Origin of the sequence: Streptomyces sp. NBC_01006, assembly GCF_045162725.1 — a bacterium.
Classification (GTDB): Bacteria; Actinomycetota; Actinomycetes; order Streptomycetales; family Streptomycetaceae; genus Streptomyces.
Genome location: NZ_CP108700.1, coordinates 1,177,203 through 1,193,743, shown reverse-complemented (window position 1 = coordinate 1,193,743; position 16,541 = coordinate 1,177,203). Strand labels below are relative to the sequence as shown.

The following is a 16,541-nucleotide window of genomic DNA, read 5'->3' as shown; positions in this document are numbered from 1 at the left end:
CACCTCCCTCGGTGCGGTCTGAGTACCTCACACCCAACGACCTGAGTATCCGCCCCGATTCCCCGCGACTCCGCCGCTGATCGAATACGGGCATGACCTTCGACGCCGCCGCCCGCCCGCGCCGCATGCAGAACGTGACCACCGCCGGCTCCGCCCTGGCCGTGGCCCTGGTCCCGCTCGTGGTCGGCGTCCTGGTGGCCAAGGGCATCGCGGCAGACCCGCACACCCCCGTCAACGCCCTCATCACCGGCGGCGGCCAGCGGGCGGGTCTGCCCCGGGCCGAGTGGCGCCGCCGCGGCCACGCCACGATGCACCGCCTGCGCAGCGTCCGTCGGCACACGGTCCTCCGCAGCACGGCCCGCCCCGGCCGCCGCCCCGCCACCGTCCGGCAGGGTCCGGATCGGCCCGACAGCTCCTACCCGACCGGCGCGAGCGGCTCCTGGAGCTCGGTGACCCACTGGGTCCGGTCCTCCGGGCAGGCGAGGGTCAGCTCGCGGGCGTAGCCCGCCGAGCGGTGGCCGTTCGCGTCGATCCAGTGCGCGAGCGCCTGGGCGGTGGGCAGGATGGCGTCCATCGAACCCCGGTGCACCACGGTCGCGGCCCGCTCGACCCCGGGCAGCTCGACCACACGTACCGCGCCCCCGAGGGCCTCGGCGCGCACCGAGGCCCCCACCGGCAGCCCGGCGTGGACGAGGACGGCGCCGGGCTCCGCACCCGGCGCGTCCTCGTAGTACGCGATCCCCGGGCCGGTCGGGACCACCCCGGCGGCCTCGATCCGGCGGCAGAGCTCTTCGTAGAGCGGGCCGATGACCGGCCCGATGTCCTGCGGTTCGTAGCTCCCCGCGACCCCGGTCAGCTCGACGAGCCGGACGGGCGGGAGGCTTTTGACGACGATGTCGACGGTGGACATGGAACCCTCGCTCTCGATGGTCCGGAGCCTCGTCTCGACCTGGGTCAGCCGGGCCGCCGCGGCGGTCATGGCCGACTCCAGTTCCGCCCGGCGCAGCCTGAGCATGCCGCGCAACTCCTCCGCGCCCAGCCGCTCGTCGAGGATCGACCCCACCTGGTCCAGGCTGAAGCCGAGTTCCTTGAGCGCGATGACACGGTTGAGGCGGGCGAGTTGCCCGGCCTCGTAGTAGCGGTAGCCGCTGGCGGGGTCGACACGCGCCGGGCGCAGCAGTCCGATGGCGTCGTAGTGACGCAGCATGCGGATCGATACCCGGCCGTGCTTGGCGAAGTCTCCGATGGTGAACATGACGCCCTCCAGTGCAGGCCCTGACACGGGGGGAGGGTCAAGTCCTGAGCGATATCTGCTGGTCAGTGGCCATACTGCCGGATGCAGAGATCCACGATGGAGGGCGGTACGGCGCCCTCGGCGGCCGCGCACAGCTCGTCCGGGCGGGGCAGCCGCGGCGGGGCCGGCTGCCTCGGGGTGCGCGGCGGCGCGGGCTTGGGCGGATGCGCCCGGCGGGGCGCCGCGGGCGGTTTGGCGCTCCGTACGGCGGGCGGCCGCTCCGGGGCGGCCCGGACCGGCGGCTCGGGGAGCTGCCCCAGCGGCAGGGGCAGGGACTCCGGAGGACTCGGCGGCCGGTCGGGGGCGGGCGGCGCCTCGGGCGTGTCCTGAGCGTCCGCGGGAGCCGAGGTGCCGCGGGGCGGAGCCGGGGCCGCGTCCGGGCCGACGGAGACGCAGCCGGTGCTCGCGAGCAGTGCGACGAGGGACAGGGGCAGGGCCCGGCGTAACTGCATCCGACCACCATGCCGCACCGCGGGCCGCTCGCCGGGCCGTACTCACGCGTCCGGGTGAAGCGACCCGCAGCGGGATCGGCCCCGGCATCCTCATCGTCACGGTCCGGATGCCGATGGCTACCGGGGTCGAGAAGCGGAACGGACGGATGGGGTAGTTCGGACACCTGGCTTGACCCGGGCCGTCCGGGGAGGAAAGAGTGCGCCGATCAAGCACTCAAGAACCACCGCATGACCTGCACTTCGGAGATATCTCATATGTTCGCACCGGTCCGCGATTCGCTTGACCCCATGACAACCGGAGGCGCCCTTCAGCCGGGAGCCGCCACGGGCATGGTCCTGGTCGCGCGGCGGCGCAGGGCCTGACCGGCAGGGTGGGGGCCGACACCGCACCGCCGCGCCGGTCCCCACCCCCGCCGGGAGACAACCGTGTCCCACTACTCCGACGACTCCGATGAGAGCGCAGGCGTGCCCGACGACCGCCTGTTCGTGCGCCCGTACGTGACCCCCTCAGGGCGGCCGTCCCGGGCGACGACCCCCGCCTGGCCGCACACCGGGCCCGTGCCCGTGTCCTTCCGCGCGCCCGAACCCCGGCGTGACGGCGACCCCGAGCCCGCTTGCGGTGCGGAGCCGGCCGGCGCCGGCACCGGGCGGGAGCGCGGCAGCCGGGTGCCGCTGGTGGCCGCGGCCCTGCTCGTCCTCGCCGCGGCCGGCGGGATGGCGTTCCTGCTGAGCGGACCCGACCCGGAGCCCCGGCGGGCCGTGAAACCGCCGGAGTTGTCCGTTCCGGTGCTCCCTGCGCGCAGCCCCGGAGCCGGGGCCGACGATCCCTCGCCCAAGGGGTCCGTACGGGCCTCCGCGCCCTCGGCGGCCGCGTCGGCATCGCCGTCGGGACCCGGACCGGAGGGACCGACCGCGGGGCAGAACCTCAAGTCGGCGCCGCCGGGCACCCCGTCCGGGCCGCCGTCCCCGGGGGCCTCCGGAACCCTGCGGATGGGTGACCGAGGGCCCGAGGTGCGCGCCCTCCAGGAGCGGCTCCGCGGGCAGGGGTTCACGTACGTCTCGGTCACCGGCGAGTACGACAGCCAGACCAAGCGCGGGGTCGCACAGCTCCAGCGCGACCGGGACATCAAGGGCGACCAGCCCGGGGTCTACGGCCCGGCCACGCGGGCGGCCTTCGGAGGCTGACGCCGGAGCGTGACTCCGGAGCCGGCGGCCGGTGTCAGCGACCGCCCGAGACCCGCAGGACGGCGCCCGTCGTGTACGAGGCGTCCGGGGACAGCAGCCAGGCCACGGCCCCCGCGACCTCCTCCGGCTGCCCGGCCCGCCCGAGCGGGATCCCGGCAGCCGCCCGGGCCGGTCGTCCGGGGTCGCCCATCGCGGCGTGCATGTCGGTCTCGATGATGCCAGGCGCCACCGCGTTGACCCGGATCCCGTCCGGGCCGAGCTCCTTCGACAGCCCCACCGTCAGGGCGTCGGTGGCCGCCTTGGTCGCCGCGTAATGGACGTAGTCGCCGGGGCTGCCCAGCGTGGCGGCCGCCGAGGACACGTTCACGATGGCCCCGCCGCCCGCCCCCGCCATGTCCCGGGCGGCGCGGCGGCAGCACAGCAGGTACCCGAGCAGGTTCACCTCGACCACGCGCCGAAGGTCCTCGGTCGCGGTTTCGGCGAGCCGGCCGAGCGGGCCGGTCACCCCGGCGTTGTTCACCAGCCCGGTCACCGCGCCGAACTCGGCCCCGGCGATGTCGAAGAGCCGCTCCACCCCGCACTCGTCGGAGGTGTCGCCGCGTACGGTCAGACAGCGCGCGCCGGCCGCCCGTACGCGCTGCGCGACGGCCTCGGCGGCCGCGTCGTCGCGGAGGTAGCCGAGCACCACGTCATGGCCGTCCGCGGCCAGGCGCAGGCAGGTCGCGGCGCCGATGCCTCTGCTGCCTCCGGTGACGACGGTGACCGGACCACGTGGCACGGGGACCTCCTGGGCGGGGGCGGCGGGACGGCGGTGTGGCGGGTGGCGGGGGCGCGTCAGGCTAACACCGGGATTTCGGCTGGACCAGCAGAAATGCCGGGTCGCACAGTGGACCCCGGTGCACACGGCACCATCCGTCCGTCCCGGCCGAGGAGTTGCGCACATGTCGACCTTGCGGGTCACCGCCGAAGAGCTGACCGTCCACGAGCATCCGAACGCCGACGCGCTGGAGCTGGCCCAAGTGGGCCTCTACCGGGCCGTCGTCGCCAAGGGCGCCTACCGCACCGGGGAGTTCGCCGTATACATACCCGAACAGGCCGTGCTGCCCGCCGACTTGATCGAGGAGCTCGGCCTGACCGGCCGCCTCGCCGGAGGCTCCGCCGACCGGGTCAAGGCGGTGCGGCTGCGCGGCGAACTGTCGCAGGGGCTGGTGTGCCGGCCGCGTGCGCTGGCCGATGTGGACCTGGCGCGGGCGGCAGAGGAGGGTACGGACTTCGCCGAGCTGCTCGGGATCACCAAATGGGCGCCGCCCGTCCCGACGACGATGAACGGCGAGGTGGAGGCCGCGCCCGAGCTGCTGCCGTGGGTGGACATCGAGAACCTCCAGCGCTACCCGGACCTGTTCGCGCCCGGCGAGCCGGTCGTCCTCACCGAGAAACTGCACGGCACCGCCTGCCTGTTGACGTACGTCGCCGACGGCGGCCGGGTGCTGGTCTCCTCCAAGGGCTTCGGCTCGAAGGGGCTTGCCCTGCGCGAGGACGAGCGCAACCTGTACTGGCGGGCCGTACGCGGCCACGGCGTACCGGAGGTCGCCGCGAAGCTGGCCGAGCGGCTGGGCGCCACCCGGATCGGCGTCTTCGGTGAGGTGTACGGCGCGGGCGTCCAGGACCTCGCGTACGGTACGGACGCCCGCACGGCCGCCACCGGGCCGGGATACGCCGTCTTCGACGTATCGGCGGAGATCGACGGGCAGGTGCGGTGGCTGGACCCGCAGGAGCTGTTCTCGGACGGTGAACTGCCATTGGTGCCGCGGCTGTTCGAGGGCCCGTACGAGCTCGGCACGGTGCTGGAGCTGGCGACCGGCCGGGAGACGGTGTCGGGCCGGTCCATGCACCTGCGCGAGGGCGTCGTGATCCGCCCGGCGGTGGAGCGCCACAGCCCGGTGGTCGGCGGCCGCGCCGTGGCCAAGGCCGTCAGCCCGGCCTACCTCACCCGCAAGGGAGGCACGGAGTACGAGTGACGGACCCGGCACACGTCGAGCACGTGCCGGTGGGCCGGCACGCGCCCGCCCGGCCCGAGCCGGAGCCGGTCGTCTCAGACAAGGCGCGCACCGCCGTCCACGTGCAGCACGGTGCCGGTGACGAACGGGTTGCCGATCGCGTACAGCACCGAGCGCACCACGTCGTCCGGGGTGCCGGTCCTCAAAACCCTGAGGCAGCTCGAGTACCTGGTCACCGTCGTCGACACCGGCTCCTTCACCCGGGCCGCCGAGCTCCTGCACGTCTCCCAGCCCGCCCTGTCCCACCAGGTCCGCGCGCTGGAGCGGGATACGGGCGGGCCGCTGCTGGAGCGGCTGCCGCGCGCGGTCCGGCTGACGCCGATGGGCCGCGCGATGCTCCCGCACGCCCGTGCCGCGCTCGCCGACGCCGAGCGGGCCCGTACCGCCGCCCGCCGCGCCGTCGGCCTGGACGGCGGCGAGATCCAGGTCGCCGCCGTCTACTCGATCACCCTCGGGATCCTGCTCCCGGTGCTGCGCACCTGGCACGAACGTCATCCCCACGTACGCGTCCGGCTCATGGAGTTCCCGCACGCCGACGCGCTGCTCGCCGCGATGGCCGCGGGCCGCGCCGACCTCGCCGTCGGCCCGGTGCCCGGTGAATGGGACGGTCCCGTACGGGAGTTGGGGGCGGAGGAGTTCGTGCTGGCCGTCCCCGCCGACGATCCGGCGCCGGACCGGGTGCGCCTCGCGGACCTGGCGGACCGCTCATGGGTGCACTACGCCCCCGGCAACGGCCTGGCCGAGGTGGTGGACCAGGCCTGTGCGGCGGCCGGCTTCCGGCCGCGTGCCGCCGTACGGACCGAACAGACCGCCGCGGCTCCGCTGTTGGCGGCCACCGGGCTCGGACCGGCCCTGGTCCCCGAGAGCGTCGTGCCGTCCGGCTTCGCGGGGCGGGTGCTGCGTCCCGAACCGCCGGTGCGCCGGATGCTCGCCGCCTATACGCGCCCGCACCCCGACCCGCTCACCACGGCCTTCCTGGACACCCTCGCCCGGTGCGCGGAGGCCGGCGGCGGCTGAACCCGGAAGCTCACGGTCGCCGGGCCGGCGATCCGGCTCGGACCTCCAGGGACGTGCGCCAGCCCGGGGCCTCCGGCTGCGGGGGCCGGGGCGTGGGACGGCCGCCCGTGGCGAAGAACGCCGACAGCGGGAGCGTCGCCGCGCCGACCGTGACCGCGTCCGGGCCCAGGGACCCCAGGCCGATGGTGACGTGCTCGGCGGGATGGCGCAGGGAGTACCGGGCCGCGTGCTCCCGTACGGCGGGCAGGATGTGCGGGCCCAGCAGCAGGCCCGCCCAGCCGCCGATCAGGATGCGCTCCGGCCGGAACAGGTTGACCACGTCCGACAGGCCCGCGCCGAGGTACTCCGCGGTCTCCTCCAGTACCTCCAGGGCCACCGGATCCGCCGCGACGGCAGCCGCCAGCAGCGCCGACAGGGCCTCCTCCTCGTCCGCCGCGTCCACGGCGCCGCCGCCTCGCTCCGACCACCGCTGCAGCAGGGACTCCGCCCCCGTGTACGCCTCCAGGCAGCCCAGCGCCCCGCACCGGCAGCGCCGCCCCCGTACCGAGACGGTCAAATGCCCCCACTCCAGCGGGGTGCCCTCCGTCGTGCCCCCGTCCGGCGAGCCGTCCGTGATCAGGCTGGCGCCCACGCCCGAGCCGAACAGGACGACGACGGCCTCGCGGGCACCGCGCCCCGCCCCGAACCACATCTCGGCCTGGCCGAGCGTGCGTGCCCCGTTGTCGATGATGTACGGGACCTCCGGCGGCACGGCTCCCGTCGCCCGCAGCAGCGCCTCCAACGGGACCGCGTCCCAGCCGATGGTCTGGCCGTGGACGACCGCTCCGCCCGGCGCCTCGCGGTCCACTATGCCGGGGACGCCCACGCCCACCCCCAGCAGCCGGTCCGTCCCGACCCCGGCCTCCGCGAGGACGGCGGCGATCCCGGTCCGGACGTGGTCCACGATCGGGCCGACGTCGTAGCAGCCGCGCGGCTGCAACGGCAGCTCGGCGCGCGAGAGTTCGGTCAGTGTCAGGTCGAACAGCTCGACGCGGACCCGGGTTTCGCCGACGTCGACCCCGATCATGTGGGCGCTGCCGGGGGCCACGCGCAGCAGGGTGCGCGGCCGGCCGCCGTCCGAGTCGACGATGCCTGCCTCCTCCAGCAGCCCGTCCGAGACGAGTTCGCCGACCACGTTGCTGACGGAGCCGGAGCTCAGCCCGGTGGCGGGCCCGAGTTCCTGCCGGCTCATCGGCCCGCCGAAGTACAGCCGCTGGAGCACGGCGCTGCGGTTGCCGCGCCGCAGGTCCCGTACCGTACGGCCGCCACGCCCTGTGGTCATCTGGCTCCTTCCGTCCTGCCGTCCGCCCTGTCGTCGCTCGCAACATACCCTTGCGCGACCCCTTGACGCGACCCTTTCACGAGGCTTAACTCACGTCCTAAATTAAGGCCTTGAGGCGCTGGGCTCCAAGCGGTGGGCGCGCCGCCGAAGCACCGCCGCCAACGCACCGCCGCCAACGCACCGCCGCCAACGCACCGCCGCCAACGCACCGCCGTCAACGCACCGCCGTCCGAGCCGAGAACACCCGCCGGCCTTCCCCGACCCTGCCGAAAGGGGCCGATCCGCCATGCGCAGAACCCGAGCCGCCGCTGCCGCCGTCACCGCCTCCCTGCTCGCCGCCACCGCCACCGCCTGCGGCGGCGGCGCCGCGGACACCGGCGGCGGGTCCAACACCGCCCCCAAGGAGCTCACGTACTGGGCCTCCAACCAGGGCCCGGACCTCGCGGCGGACCAGGCGGCCCTCGGCCCGGAGCTGAAGAAGTTCGAGGAGCAGACCGGGATCAAGGTCAAGCTCGAAGTCGTCCCCTGGTCGGACCTGCTCAACCGGATCCTCGCCGCCACCGCCTCCGGCCAGGGCCCCGACGTCCTCAACATCGGCAACACCTGGTCCTCCTCCCTCCAGGCCACCGGCGCCCTGCTCCCGTGGAACGCCGAGAACTTCGCGGCGATCGGCGGCAAGGACCGCTTCGTGGAGTCGGCCATCGGTTCGGCGGGCGCCGCCGGCCAGGACCCGGCCGCCGTCCCGCTGTACTCGATGGCGTACGCGCTCTACTACAACAAGAAGATGTTCCAGGAGGCGGGCATAGCGAAGCCCCCGGCCACCTGGGACGAGATGGTCACGACCGGGCAGCGGCTGTCCAGGGACGGCAAGTGGGCCCTCGGCGCCGAGGGCGCCAACCTCGCCAACAACATCCACCAGGCCTTCGTCCTCGCCAAGCAGCACGGCGCGGACTTCTTCGACGCGGCCGGCAAGCCCACCTTCGACTCCCCGGGCGCCGTCGACGCCGTCAAGCAGTACGTCGACCTGATGGCCAAGGACAAGATCATCGCGCCGGGCAACGCCGAGTACGCCCAGAACCAGTCCCTCCAGGACTTCGCCAACGGCAAGACCGCCATGGTCCTGTGGCAGAGCGCCGCCTCCTCCTTCAAGAGCCACGGCATGAAGGAGGGCGACTGGGGCGTGGCCCCGGTCCCGGTGCCCGCGGGCGGCACACCCGGCTCCGGCCCGGGCACCAACTCCATGGTCGCCGGCATCAACCTCGCCGTCTTCAAGAACACCGACAACATCGACGGCTCCCTCAAGTTCGTGAAGTTCATGACCAGCGACGACGAGCAGAGGATCCTCAACAAGACGTACGGCTCCGTCCCGCCCGTCAAGGCCGCCCAGAGCGACCCCGCGTTCGCCACCGACGACCTCACCGTGCTCCGCACCACTCTGGGCACCAGTGCCGCCCCGCTCCCGCAGGTCCCGCAGGAGTCCCAGTTCGAGACGGCCGTCGGCACCGCAGTCAAGGAGCTCTTCGCGGACGCCGCGGCGGGCCGCCCCGTCACCACCGAGTCGGTCAAGGCCAAGCTCACCAAGGCCCAGCAGCAGATGGCGAGCTGAGTGCGGCCCGATGAGCCTCAAGACCGCGCGTCTGCGCCGCAGTTCCCTCCCGTACCTCCTGCTTCTGCCCGCGCTGCTCCTCGAACTGCTCATCCACCTCGTCCCGATGGTGATGGGCATCCTGATGAGCTTCCGCCGGCTGACCCAGTTCTTCATCCGCGACTGGTCCCGCGCGCCCTGGACGGGCTGGGCCAACTACGAACTCGTCCTCGACGTCAACAGGCCCGTCGGCGAAGCCCTCTTGCGCTCCTTCCTCACCACCTGTCTCTTCACCCTGCTCTCCGTCGGACTGTGCTGGCTGCTGGGTACCGCCGCGGCGGTGTTCATGCAGGAGGGCTTCCGCGGCCGCGGCCTCCTGCGCGCCCTGTTCCTGGTCCCGTACGCCCTGCCCGTGTACGCGGCGGTCATCACCTGGGCGTTCATGTTCCAGCGGGACAACGGCCTGGTGAACCACGTCCTGCACGACCAACTGGGCCTGATCGGCGGCGAGCACACCTTCTGGCTGCTGGGCGGCAACAGCTTCTGGGCCCTGCTGACCGTCTCCGTCTGGAAGGGGTGGCCGTTCGCCTTCCTCATCGTGACCGCCGCCCTCCAGAACATCCCCGGCGAGCTGTACGAGGCCGCCGCGCTGGACGGCGCCGGCATCTGGCAGCAGATCCGCCGGATCACCCTGCCCTCGGTCGGCGCGGTCAACCAGGTCCTGATCCTGGTGCTGTTCCTGTGGACCTTCAACGACTTCAACACGCCGTTCGTGCTGTTCGGCAAATCGGCCCCCGAGGCCGCCGACCTGATCTCCCTCCACATCTACCAATCCAGCTTCGTCACCTGGAACTTCGGCACCGGCTCGGCCATGTCCGTCCTGCTGCTGCTCTTCCTGCTGATCGTCACCGCCGGGTACTTGCTCGTCACGACCCGCGGAAGGAGGAACGAGCGTGCCTGACCACACCAGGATCGGCGACGGCAGCCGCCGCCGATCCTCGCCGCTCGCCCCGCCCCTCACCTTCCGGGTGATCCGCGCGGCCTTCCTCACCCTGCTCTCCGGCTTCGTGCTGCTGCCCGTCTACGTCATGGTCACCAGCTCCCTCAAGCCGCTCCAGGACGTCGCGGGCCGCTTCCGCTGGATCCCCAGCGGGCTCACCCTCCGCCCCTACATCGACATCTGGCACACCGTCCCGCTCGCCCGGTACTTCGTGAACTCCCTGATCGTGGCGGGCGCGGCCACCGCCGCCTCCGTCGTCATCGCCGTCTTCGCGGCCTACGCGGTCAGCCGCCACCGCTTCCGCGGCAGGCGCCTGTTCACCGTCACCGTCCTCTCCACCCAGATGTTCCCCGGGATCCTCTTCCTCCTCCCGCTGTTCCTGATCTTCGTCAACGTCGGCAACGCCACCGGAATCGCCTTCTACGGCTCCCGCGGCGCGCTGATCCTCACGTACCTGACCTTCTCCCTCCCCTTCTCCATCTGGATGCTCATCGGGTACTTCGACTCGGTGCCCCGCGACCTCGACGAGGCGGCCACCGTCGACGGCTGCGGCCCGCTCGGCGCGCTGCTGCGCATCGTGGTCCCGGCGGCCGTCCCCGGCATCGTCGCCGTCGCCGTGTACGCGTTCATGACCGCCTGGGGCGAGGTGCTCTTCGCCTCCGTCATGACCAACGACACCACCCGCACCCTCGCCGTCGGGCTGCAGGGCTACTCCACGCAGACCGACGTCTACTGGAACCAGATCATGGCCGCCTCGCTCGTCGTCAGCATCCCCGTCGTCGCCGGATTCCTGCTGCTCCAGCGGTACTTGGTGGCCGGACTCACGGCGGGAGCCGTCAAATGACCCTTTCGGCAGGAGCCGTCGAATGACCCTTTCCGGAACCCGTTTCGAGACCGGCGCTGAACTCGGCTCCATCGATCTCGCCGCCCTGCCCCGCGAGTTCGCCTGGGGTACCGCGACCTCCGCCTACCAGATCGAGGGCGCCGTCGCCGAGGACGGCCGCGCCCCCTCCATCTGGGACACCTTCTCCCACACCCCCGGCGCCGTCGACGGCGGCCACACCGGCGACATCGCCTGCGACCACTACCACCGCTGGCGCGAGGACATCGCCCTGATGCGGGAGCTCGGCACCAACGCCTACCGGATGTCCATCGCCTGGCCGCGCGTGGTCCCCGGCGGCGACGGCCCGGCCAACCCCGAGGGCCTCGCCTTCTACGACCGGCTCGTCGACGGCCTGCTCGCCGCCGGGATCACCCCCTCCGTCACCCTCTACCACTGGGACCTGCCCCAGGCCCTCCAGGACCGCGGGGGCTGGCCCGAGCGGTCGACCGCCGAGCACTTCGCCGCGTACGCCGGGTTCGTCGCCGCCCGCCTCGGCGACCGGGTCACCCAGTGGGCCACCCTGAACGAGCCCCTGTGCTCGGCGTGGATCGGCCACCTGGAGGGGAGGATGGCCCCCGGCTGGACCGACCTGACCGCCGCCGTCCGCGCCTCGTACCACCTGCTGCTCGGCCACGGGCTCGCCACCCAGGCCGTACGGGCCGCCGCCCCCGGCGCGCGGATCGGCATCGTCAACAACCTCTCCACGATCGAGCCCGCCACCGACACCGAAGCCGACCGGGCGGCGGCCCTGCGCATGGACGGCCACGTCAACCGCTGGTGGCTCGACCCGGTCCACGGCCGCGGGTTCCCCGCCGACATGCGCGAGGTCTACGCCGTGGACCTCCCCGAACGCCCCGGCGACCTCGCCGCCATCGCGAGCCCGCTCGACTGGACCGGCCTGAACTACTACTTCCCGCAGACGGTCACCGCTGACCCGGCCGGCCCCGCCCCGTACGCCCGCCAGATCGACCGGCCCGGCGTCGCGCGCACCGGTATGGACTGGGAGGTCGACGCGAACGGCCTGGAGGCCCTGCTCATGCGGCTGACCGAGGAGTACGGGGCCCGGCGCATCCACGTCACCGAGAACGGATCCGCGTACCACGACACCGTCGCCGCCGACGGCAGCGTCCACGACCCCGAACGGGCCCGGTACCTGACCGGGCACCTGGCGGCCTGCGCCCGCGCCGCCCGCCGCGGCGCGCCGCTGGCCGGCTACTACGCCTGGTCCCTCCTGGACAACTTCGAGTGGGCCTACGGCTACGACAAGCGCTTCGGCCTGGTCCGCGTCGACTACGCCACCCAGCGTCGCACGATCAAGACCAGCGGGCGCCGCTACGCCGAAGTGATCGCCGCGCACCGGGCCCTGTGACATCGCGGCTCCCCGCGCCGCGCCGCGCCGTGCCCGCCCCGCTTCTCGGGGCGGGCACGGCCTTTCGTGATGGGATGGGCGGCGGTGCTTCCACCAGCTCACGGCTCATGGCACACGGAGAGGTCGGGTAGATGTCCCAGGACACCATGCGGGCGATGGCCTACGAGACGTACGGCGGGACGGAGGTGCTCACCGAGACCGAGCTGCCGATGCCCAAGCTGGCCCCCGGCGAGCTCCTCGTCCGGGTCAGGTGCGCCTCGGTCAACCCCGTCGACTGGAAGATCATGGCGGGCGGGCTCGACCCGCTGATGGACGTCGTGTACCCGGTCGTCCCCGGCTGGGACGTCGCCGGCACGGTCGAGCGGGTCGGCATCGACACACCCGAGTTCGCGGTCGGCGACGAGGTCATGGCGTACGCCCGCAAGGACTACGTGCACGGCGGGACCTTCGCCGAGTTCGTCAGCGTGCCCGTACGGGCCGCGGCCGCCAAGCCCGCCTCGCTGTCCTGGCAGGAGGCGGCCGGCCTGCCGCTGGCCGGGCTCACCGCGTACCAGCTGCTCACCCGGCTCGCCACCGGAAAGGACGACACCGTCCTCATCCACGGGGCCGCGGGCGGGGTCGGGTCCTTCGGCGTGCAGATCGCCCGTGCGCTGGGCGCCCGGGTCATCGGCACGGCCTCGCCGCGCAACCACGACCGGCTGCGCGAACTCGGCTGCGAGCCCGTGGAGTACGGGGAGGGACTGGTCGACCGGGTGCGCGCGCTCGCCCCCGACGGGATCACCGTCGCCGCGGACTTCGTCGGCGGCGTCCTCGACGTCACCCAGGCGGTCCTCGCCGACGGCGGCCGGCACGCCTCCATCGCCGACCCCACCGTGCTCGGCGCGGGAGGCCAGTGGATGTGGGTCCGGCCCGACGCCGAAGGCCTGGCCGAACTGGGCCGGCTCGCCGACAGCGGGCAGCTCACCGTCACCATCGCCGAGACGTTCCCGCTGTCGCGGCTCGCGGAGGCCTTCGAACTCAGCCAGACGGGACGCACCGCCGGAAAGATCATCCTGGAGGTCTGACCCCTCCTCAGCTCCCGGTGCCGGTCGGCATGTTGTGGAGGCCGACCATCGCCCGCACGGCCGGGGGCAGCCAGTCCCCGGCCGGCTTCACGTCCCCGCCGCCCAGGCGCTCCAGGATCTGCGCCGGGGTCGGCCGGGTGGCCGGGTCGGGGGAGAGGCAGACCCTCACGATCGCCGACAGGCCGGCGGGCAGCAGCCGCAGGGCCGGCTCCACTTTCGCTCCCTGCGGGAACGGCGCGGCCCCGCACGCGTGGGCCAGCACATCCCGAACGCGTAGGCGTCGACGGCCGGCGTGAGCGGAGCCCCCGTCAGCTGCTCCGGGGCGAGGAAGCCCAGGGTGCCGATCAGGTGGTCCGTCCGGGTCAGGGCGGTGGCGTCCAGCGCCCGCGCGATGCCGAAGTCGATGTCCCGCGCACCCGTCTCCGCGATGATGATGTTGCCGGGCTTCAGATCGCGGTGGACGATCCCGAAGGCGTGGATCCCCTCCGGTGCACGGATTCGATCTCCCGCGCGAACCGCTTGCGGAACCCCGGATCCGCCGCCAGGTCCGCCCGTACGACCTTCACCGCCACCCGCCGCTCACCCGGCGACAGCCCCAGGTAGACCGTCCCCATGCCGCCCTCGCCGAGCCGGGCCGTCAGCCGGTAGCGGCCGACCCGGCGGGGGTCGCCCGGCAGCAGCGGATCGGGCCGCACGGCCCGTACGGGAACCGCGGCCGGAGCCGCCGCCCGTGCGCCGCCGCGGCGGAGGATGTCCGCGACCGCCACCTCGGTCTCGGCCCGCAGGATCGCCGCCTGCTTCTCCCCTTCGGCGGTTGTCCTGGGTGATGACCGGCTGCGGCGGGAACGGCACGAATCGGCTCCATGCGGTTCCCCGTGCCCTTCCGGCTGTCCGTGCCGCCCCGTTGAGCGGAGTCTCGCAGACCCCCGGGGCCGCGCACACCGATTGGGCGAGGTTGCCACCGAGCGGGGAGGCGCGGGGCGGCCGGAGAGCCGCCCCGCGCCCGCACGGCCTTCCTCGGGTCAGGGGAAGGAGACGACCGTGGACGGGGTCGTCGACGTTCCCGAGGTGGGTGCGCCCGTGGTGTTGATGACGTGCTCGTACTGGCCCTTGCCGCCGAGCGAGACGACGAGCAGGTCGTGGAACTTCACGCCCGGCCTCACCGGCGCCTGGAAGCCGTGGTCCTGACGGATCGTCGGGTCCACGTTGTAGTAGCAGTAGCTGCCCAGTCCCCATCCCTCGTGGACGGTCACCGAGTCGGCCACCTTGTACGCGGCGTAGCCCTTGGTCGTGCCGTTCTGGATCGCCGCCTGGTTCGGGGCGTCGTACGCCTTCTCGTTCTGGAAGAAGACCGTGCGGCCGCGCTCGCCGTTCCACTGCACGTCGTACTTGTTGAAGTGCTCGACGAACAGCCCGGTGGCCAGTACGTCGTCGCCGTTCACCCGGAACCCGTAGTCGGCGCGGTTGGTGTCCCAGCCCACCCCGTCGCCGTGGTCGGCCCGCCAGATCCAGGTGTGGTCGACGATCGTGTCGTGGTTGTTGATCACCATGCCGACGGTGGCCTTGCCGGGGCCGGCGCCGCCGACCCGGATGAACACGTCCTGCACGGTCGTCGGGTCGGCGCCGTGGTCCGTGGCCGTGCCGGCCGGGCCGACCTCCAGCAGGCTCGGCGAGTTGACCGGCCCGGCGTCGATCAGGAAGCCGGCGAGCCGCACCCCGTCCACGTCGGCGACCTTCATCGCCGTCACCCCGTTGTCCGGAACGATCGTGGCCAGGCCGAGGCCCAGGACGACCGTGTCCGCGCGGTTCACCTGGAGGGTCTGGTCGACGTGGTAGACGCCGGGCGTGAAGAGCAGGTGCAGGCCCTGGGCCAGCGCCTGGTTCATCGTCGCGGCGGTCGTGCCCGGCTTGACCACGTAGAACCGGCTCAGCGGGAGCGAGGTGCCCTGCGGCGCGCCGTTGCCCCAGGAGGTGCCGCGTGCGTTCTCGCGCTTGGCCGGGACGAAGACTTTGTACTCGGTCCCGTCGAGGTAGAGGAAGGGCTTCTCCCGGGAGACGGGAGTGGTGTCGAGCGTGGTGTACGGCGGGTTCGGGAAGGACTGGGCGGGTGCGCCCTGGACCCCGGAGAAGACCTGGTTCCAGACCCCGTTGCCCCAGCCGCCGATCGCGCTGTCGCGCGTGTACCACTGCTGCTGCGAGTAGTTGCCCACCTGGCCGTCGATCTTCGAGTCGGCGATGTAGCCGCCGGATGCCCAACCGAAGCCGTCGGGGGCGAGGTTGAGCCCGCCCTTGACGTGCATCCGGCGGAAGGGCGCGGCCTGGGACACGGCCCAGCGGTCGGTGCCGTTCACGGGGTTGAGCGCGAGGTTCTCGGCCGAACGCCAGAAGTTCTGGGTGGCGTTGCCGCCGAACCAGCCCGCGTCGACGGTCACGTCCCCGTTGATGGTGGTGTCGTCGGGGCTGAGGCCCAGACCCGAGATGGAGGTGTAGAAGCCGATCTGGGCGTTGAGGCCGTTGTACGTGCCCGGCTTGAAGAGGAACTGGTAGCGGCCGGCGCCGAACTGGGCCGACTCCTGCTGCCGGAACACCTCGTCCAGCCTGCCCTGGATGTTCGGGGTCGACGGGTCGAAGACGATCACGTTGGGGCCGAGGTCGCCGCCGCCGGGGAGGGTGGGGCCGCCGCCGGAGGTGCCGAAGACCTGGAACTCGTAGAGGGAGTAACCCCACTGGGTGGCGCGCTGGGTGCCGTACACGCGGACGTAGCGGGCGGTGCCGGTGATGTCGTGGATGGCGACCCCGCCGGTGGCGGCGGTCGTGGAGTAGGCGGTGCTCCAGCGGGCGCCGTCGTCGGACAGCTCGATCCGGTACGCCTTCGCGTACGCGGTCTCCCAGCGCAGTACGACCTGGCTGAGCTGGGCGGGGGCGCCGAGGTCCACCTGGATCCACTGCGGGTCGGCGAACTGGCTCGACCACCGGGTGGCGTTGTCGCCGTCGACGGCGGCGGAGGCGGGCGTGCCGGCGTTCTCCTCGCTGGAGGCGGTGGCGGGCCTGCCTTGGGACAGGAGGACGGGCGCGGCCTGGGCGGCGGCTCCCGGGAGGAGCACGAGGAGGGCCGCTACGAGCGCGGTGACGAGGGCCGCGGCCGTCAGTCGCGGCGGATGGTCCGAGAGGCGGGGCATGGGGGGGGGCTCTCCTGACGTCGTGGATCCGGGGGATCGAAGCGTGAGTGAACTGCCCGCCATGAGGGCCGTCAAGGGTTTCAGCCTTCATGAAGTGAACGTCCGAGAAGGTGTCAATTGCCGGTGAGGCCTGTG

General features: G+C 73.0%; 17 protein-coding genes. 9 read left to right on the top strand and 8 right to left on the bottom strand.

Going from position 1 to position 16,541, the window contains the following annotated elements:
• Nucleotides 1–92: 92 nt before the first annotated feature.
• A complete protein-coding gene (locus tag OG509_RS05335) occupies nucleotides 93–503 on the top strand; it encodes a hypothetical protein (RefSeq protein WP_406180541.1) in 411 nt (136 codons plus the stop codon).
• Here the strand turns inward: OG509_RS05335 and OG509_RS05330 are convergent.
• Both OG509_RS05330 and OG509_RS05325 read right to left on the bottom strand, forming a co-directional pair.
• Nucleotides 416–1,255, bottom strand: coding sequence for a MerR family transcriptional regulator (locus OG509_RS05330; protein ID WP_406187474.1), 840 nt, complete (start codon nucleotides 1,253–1,255; stop codon nucleotides 416–418). The two genes, OG509_RS05335 and OG509_RS05330, sit on opposite strands and share 88 nt — an antisense overlap.
• A gap of 62 nt (nucleotides 1,256–1,317) precedes the next feature.
• A complete protein-coding gene (locus OG509_RS05325) occupies nucleotides 1,318–1,746 on the bottom strand; it encodes a hypothetical protein (RefSeq protein WP_406180539.1) in 429 nt (142 codons plus the stop codon).
• Nucleotides 1,747–2,172: 426 nt separating this feature from the next.
• Between OG509_RS05325 and OG509_RS05320 the strand changes: the two genes are divergently transcribed.
• Nucleotides 2,173–2,931 carry a peptidoglycan-binding protein gene (locus OG509_RS05320; protein ID WP_406180538.1) on the top strand — a complete coding sequence of 253 codons (759 nt, stop codon included), beginning with the start codon at nucleotides 2,173–2,175 and terminating at the stop codon, nucleotides 2,929–2,931.
• Nucleotides 2,932–2,965: 34 nt separating this feature from the next.
• On the opposite strand, the gene OG509_RS05315 is transcribed toward OG509_RS05320, so the two are convergent.
• Nucleotides 2,966–3,709: an SDR family NAD(P)-dependent oxidoreductase gene (locus tag OG509_RS05315; protein ID WP_406180537.1), complete on the bottom strand. Its 744-nt coding sequence runs from the start codon at nucleotides 3,707–3,709 to the stop codon at nucleotides 2,966–2,968.
• 163 nt (nucleotides 3,710–3,872) lie between these two features.
• On the opposite strand from OG509_RS05315, the gene OG509_RS05310 reads away from it, so the two are divergent.
• Entirely contained in the window at nucleotides 3,873–4,949 is a 1,077-nt protein-coding gene (locus tag OG509_RS05310) for an RNA ligase (ATP) (RefSeq protein ID WP_406180535.1), read from the top strand.
• Nucleotides 4,950–5,066: 117 nt separating this feature from the next.
• Nucleotides 5,067–6,005, top strand: a complete 939-nt coding sequence (locus OG509_RS05305; RefSeq protein WP_406180533.1) for a LysR family transcriptional regulator — start codon at nucleotides 5,067–5,069, stop codon at nucleotides 6,003–6,005.
• Nucleotides 6,006–6,015: 10 nt separating this feature from the next.
• Here the strand turns inward: OG509_RS05305 and OG509_RS05300 are convergent, their stop codons facing one another.
• Nucleotides 6,016–7,326, bottom strand: a complete 1,311-nt coding sequence (locus OG509_RS05300) for an ROK family protein (protein WP_406180531.1) — start codon at nucleotides 7,324–7,326, stop codon at nucleotides 6,016–6,018.
• 286 nt (nucleotides 7,327–7,612) lie between these two features.
• On the opposite strand from OG509_RS05300, the gene OG509_RS05295 reads away from it, so the two are divergent.
• From OG509_RS05295 to OG509_RS05275, 5 genes are all read left to right on the top strand, one after another.
• The gene (locus tag OG509_RS05295; protein ID WP_406180529.1) at nucleotides 7,613–8,932 is read left to right on the top strand and encodes an ABC transporter substrate-binding protein; all 1,320 of its coding nucleotides are present in this window, start codon (nucleotides 7,613–7,615) and stop codon (nucleotides 8,930–8,932) included.
• A 10-nt stretch (nucleotides 8,933–8,942) separates the two neighbouring features.
• Nucleotides 8,943–9,872, top strand: a complete 930-nt coding sequence (locus OG509_RS05290; RefSeq protein ID WP_406180527.1) for a carbohydrate ABC transporter permease — start codon at nucleotides 8,943–8,945, stop codon at nucleotides 9,870–9,872.
• Nucleotides 9,865–10,755 (top strand): carbohydrate ABC transporter permease, encoded by an 891-nt coding sequence (locus OG509_RS05285; protein WP_406180525.1) that lies wholly within the window; start codon nucleotides 9,865–9,867, stop codon nucleotides 10,753–10,755. Before OG509_RS05290 ends, OG509_RS05285 begins: the two co-directional genes overlap by 8 nt.
• A gap of 22 nt (nucleotides 10,756–10,777) precedes the next feature.
• Entirely contained in the window at nucleotides 10,778–12,163 is a 1,386-nt protein-coding gene (locus tag OG509_RS05280) for a GH1 family beta-glucosidase (protein WP_406180523.1), read from the top strand.
• Nucleotides 12,164–12,309: 146 nt separating this feature from the next.
• Complete coding sequence (locus OG509_RS05275) at nucleotides 12,310–13,227, top strand: NADP-dependent oxidoreductase (protein WP_406187473.1); 918 nt, start codon at nucleotides 12,310–12,312, stop codon at nucleotides 13,225–13,227.
• 7 nt (nucleotides 13,228–13,234) lie between these two features.
• On the opposite strand, the gene OG509_RS05270 is transcribed toward OG509_RS05275, so the two are convergent.
• The 4 genes from OG509_RS05270 to OG509_RS05255 all read right to left on the bottom strand — a co-directional run bounded on the left by OG509_RS05270 (nucleotide 13,235) and on the right by OG509_RS05255 (nucleotide 16,406).
• The gene (locus tag OG509_RS05270) at nucleotides 13,235–13,441 is read right to left on the bottom strand and encodes a hypothetical protein (RefSeq protein ID WP_406180521.1); all 207 of its coding nucleotides are present in this window, start codon (nucleotides 13,439–13,441) and stop codon (nucleotides 13,235–13,237) included.
• A complete protein-coding gene (locus tag OG509_RS05265) occupies nucleotides 13,393–13,656 on the bottom strand; it encodes a hypothetical protein (RefSeq protein ID WP_406187472.1) in 264 nt (87 codons plus the stop codon). The genes OG509_RS05270 and OG509_RS05265 overlap by 49 nt, the downstream gene beginning before the upstream one ends.
• A gap of 17 nt (nucleotides 13,657–13,673) precedes the next feature.
• The gene (locus tag OG509_RS05260; protein WP_406180519.1) at nucleotides 13,674–13,994 is read right to left on the bottom strand and encodes a hypothetical protein; all 321 of its coding nucleotides are present in this window, start codon (nucleotides 13,992–13,994) and stop codon (nucleotides 13,674–13,676) included.
• A gap of 255 nt (nucleotides 13,995–14,249) precedes the next feature.
• Nucleotides 14,250–16,406, bottom strand: a complete 2,157-nt coding sequence (locus tag OG509_RS05255) for a discoidin domain-containing protein (RefSeq protein WP_406180518.1) — start codon at nucleotides 16,404–16,406, stop codon at nucleotides 14,250–14,252.
• Nucleotides 16,407–16,541 lie beyond the last annotated feature (135 nt).

Bases quoted from the DNA above. Each gene is read 5' to 3' on its own strand.
- OG509_RS05335 (WP_406180541.1), top strand. From the start codon at position 93: ATGACCTTCGACGCCGCCGCCCGCCCGCGCCGCATGCAGAACGTGACC.
- OG509_RS05330 (WP_406187474.1), bottom strand. From the start codon at position 1,255: ATGTTCACCATCGGAGACTTCGCCAAGCACGGCCGGGTATCGATCCGC.
- OG509_RS05325 (WP_406180539.1), bottom strand. From the start codon at position 1,746: ATGCAGTTACGCCGGGCCCTGCCCCTGTCCCTCGTCGCACTGCTCGCG.
- OG509_RS05310 (WP_406180535.1), top strand. From the start codon at position 3,873: ATGTCGACCTTGCGGGTCACCGCCGAAGAGCTGACCGTCCACGAGCAT.
- OG509_RS05300 (WP_406180531.1), bottom strand. From the start codon at position 7,326: ATGACCACAGGGCGTGGCGGCCGTACGGTACGGGACCTGCGGCGCGGC.
- OG509_RS05295 (WP_406180529.1), top strand. From the start codon at position 7,613: ATGCGCAGAACCCGAGCCGCCGCTGCCGCCGTCACCGCCTCCCTGCTC.
- OG509_RS05290 (WP_406180527.1), top strand. From the start codon at position 8,943: ATGAGCCTCAAGACCGCGCGTCTGCGCCGCAGTTCCCTCCCGTACCTC.
- OG509_RS05280 (WP_406180523.1), top strand. From the start codon at position 10,778: ATGACCCTTTCCGGAACCCGTTTCGAGACCGGCGCTGAACTCGGCTCC.
- OG509_RS05275 (WP_406187473.1), top strand. From the start codon at position 12,310: ATGCGGGCGATGGCCTACGAGACGTACGGCGGGACGGAGGTGCTCACC.
- OG509_RS05255 (WP_406180518.1), bottom strand. From the start codon at position 16,406: ATGCCCCGCCTCTCGGACCATCCGCCGCGACTGACGGCCGCGGCCCTC.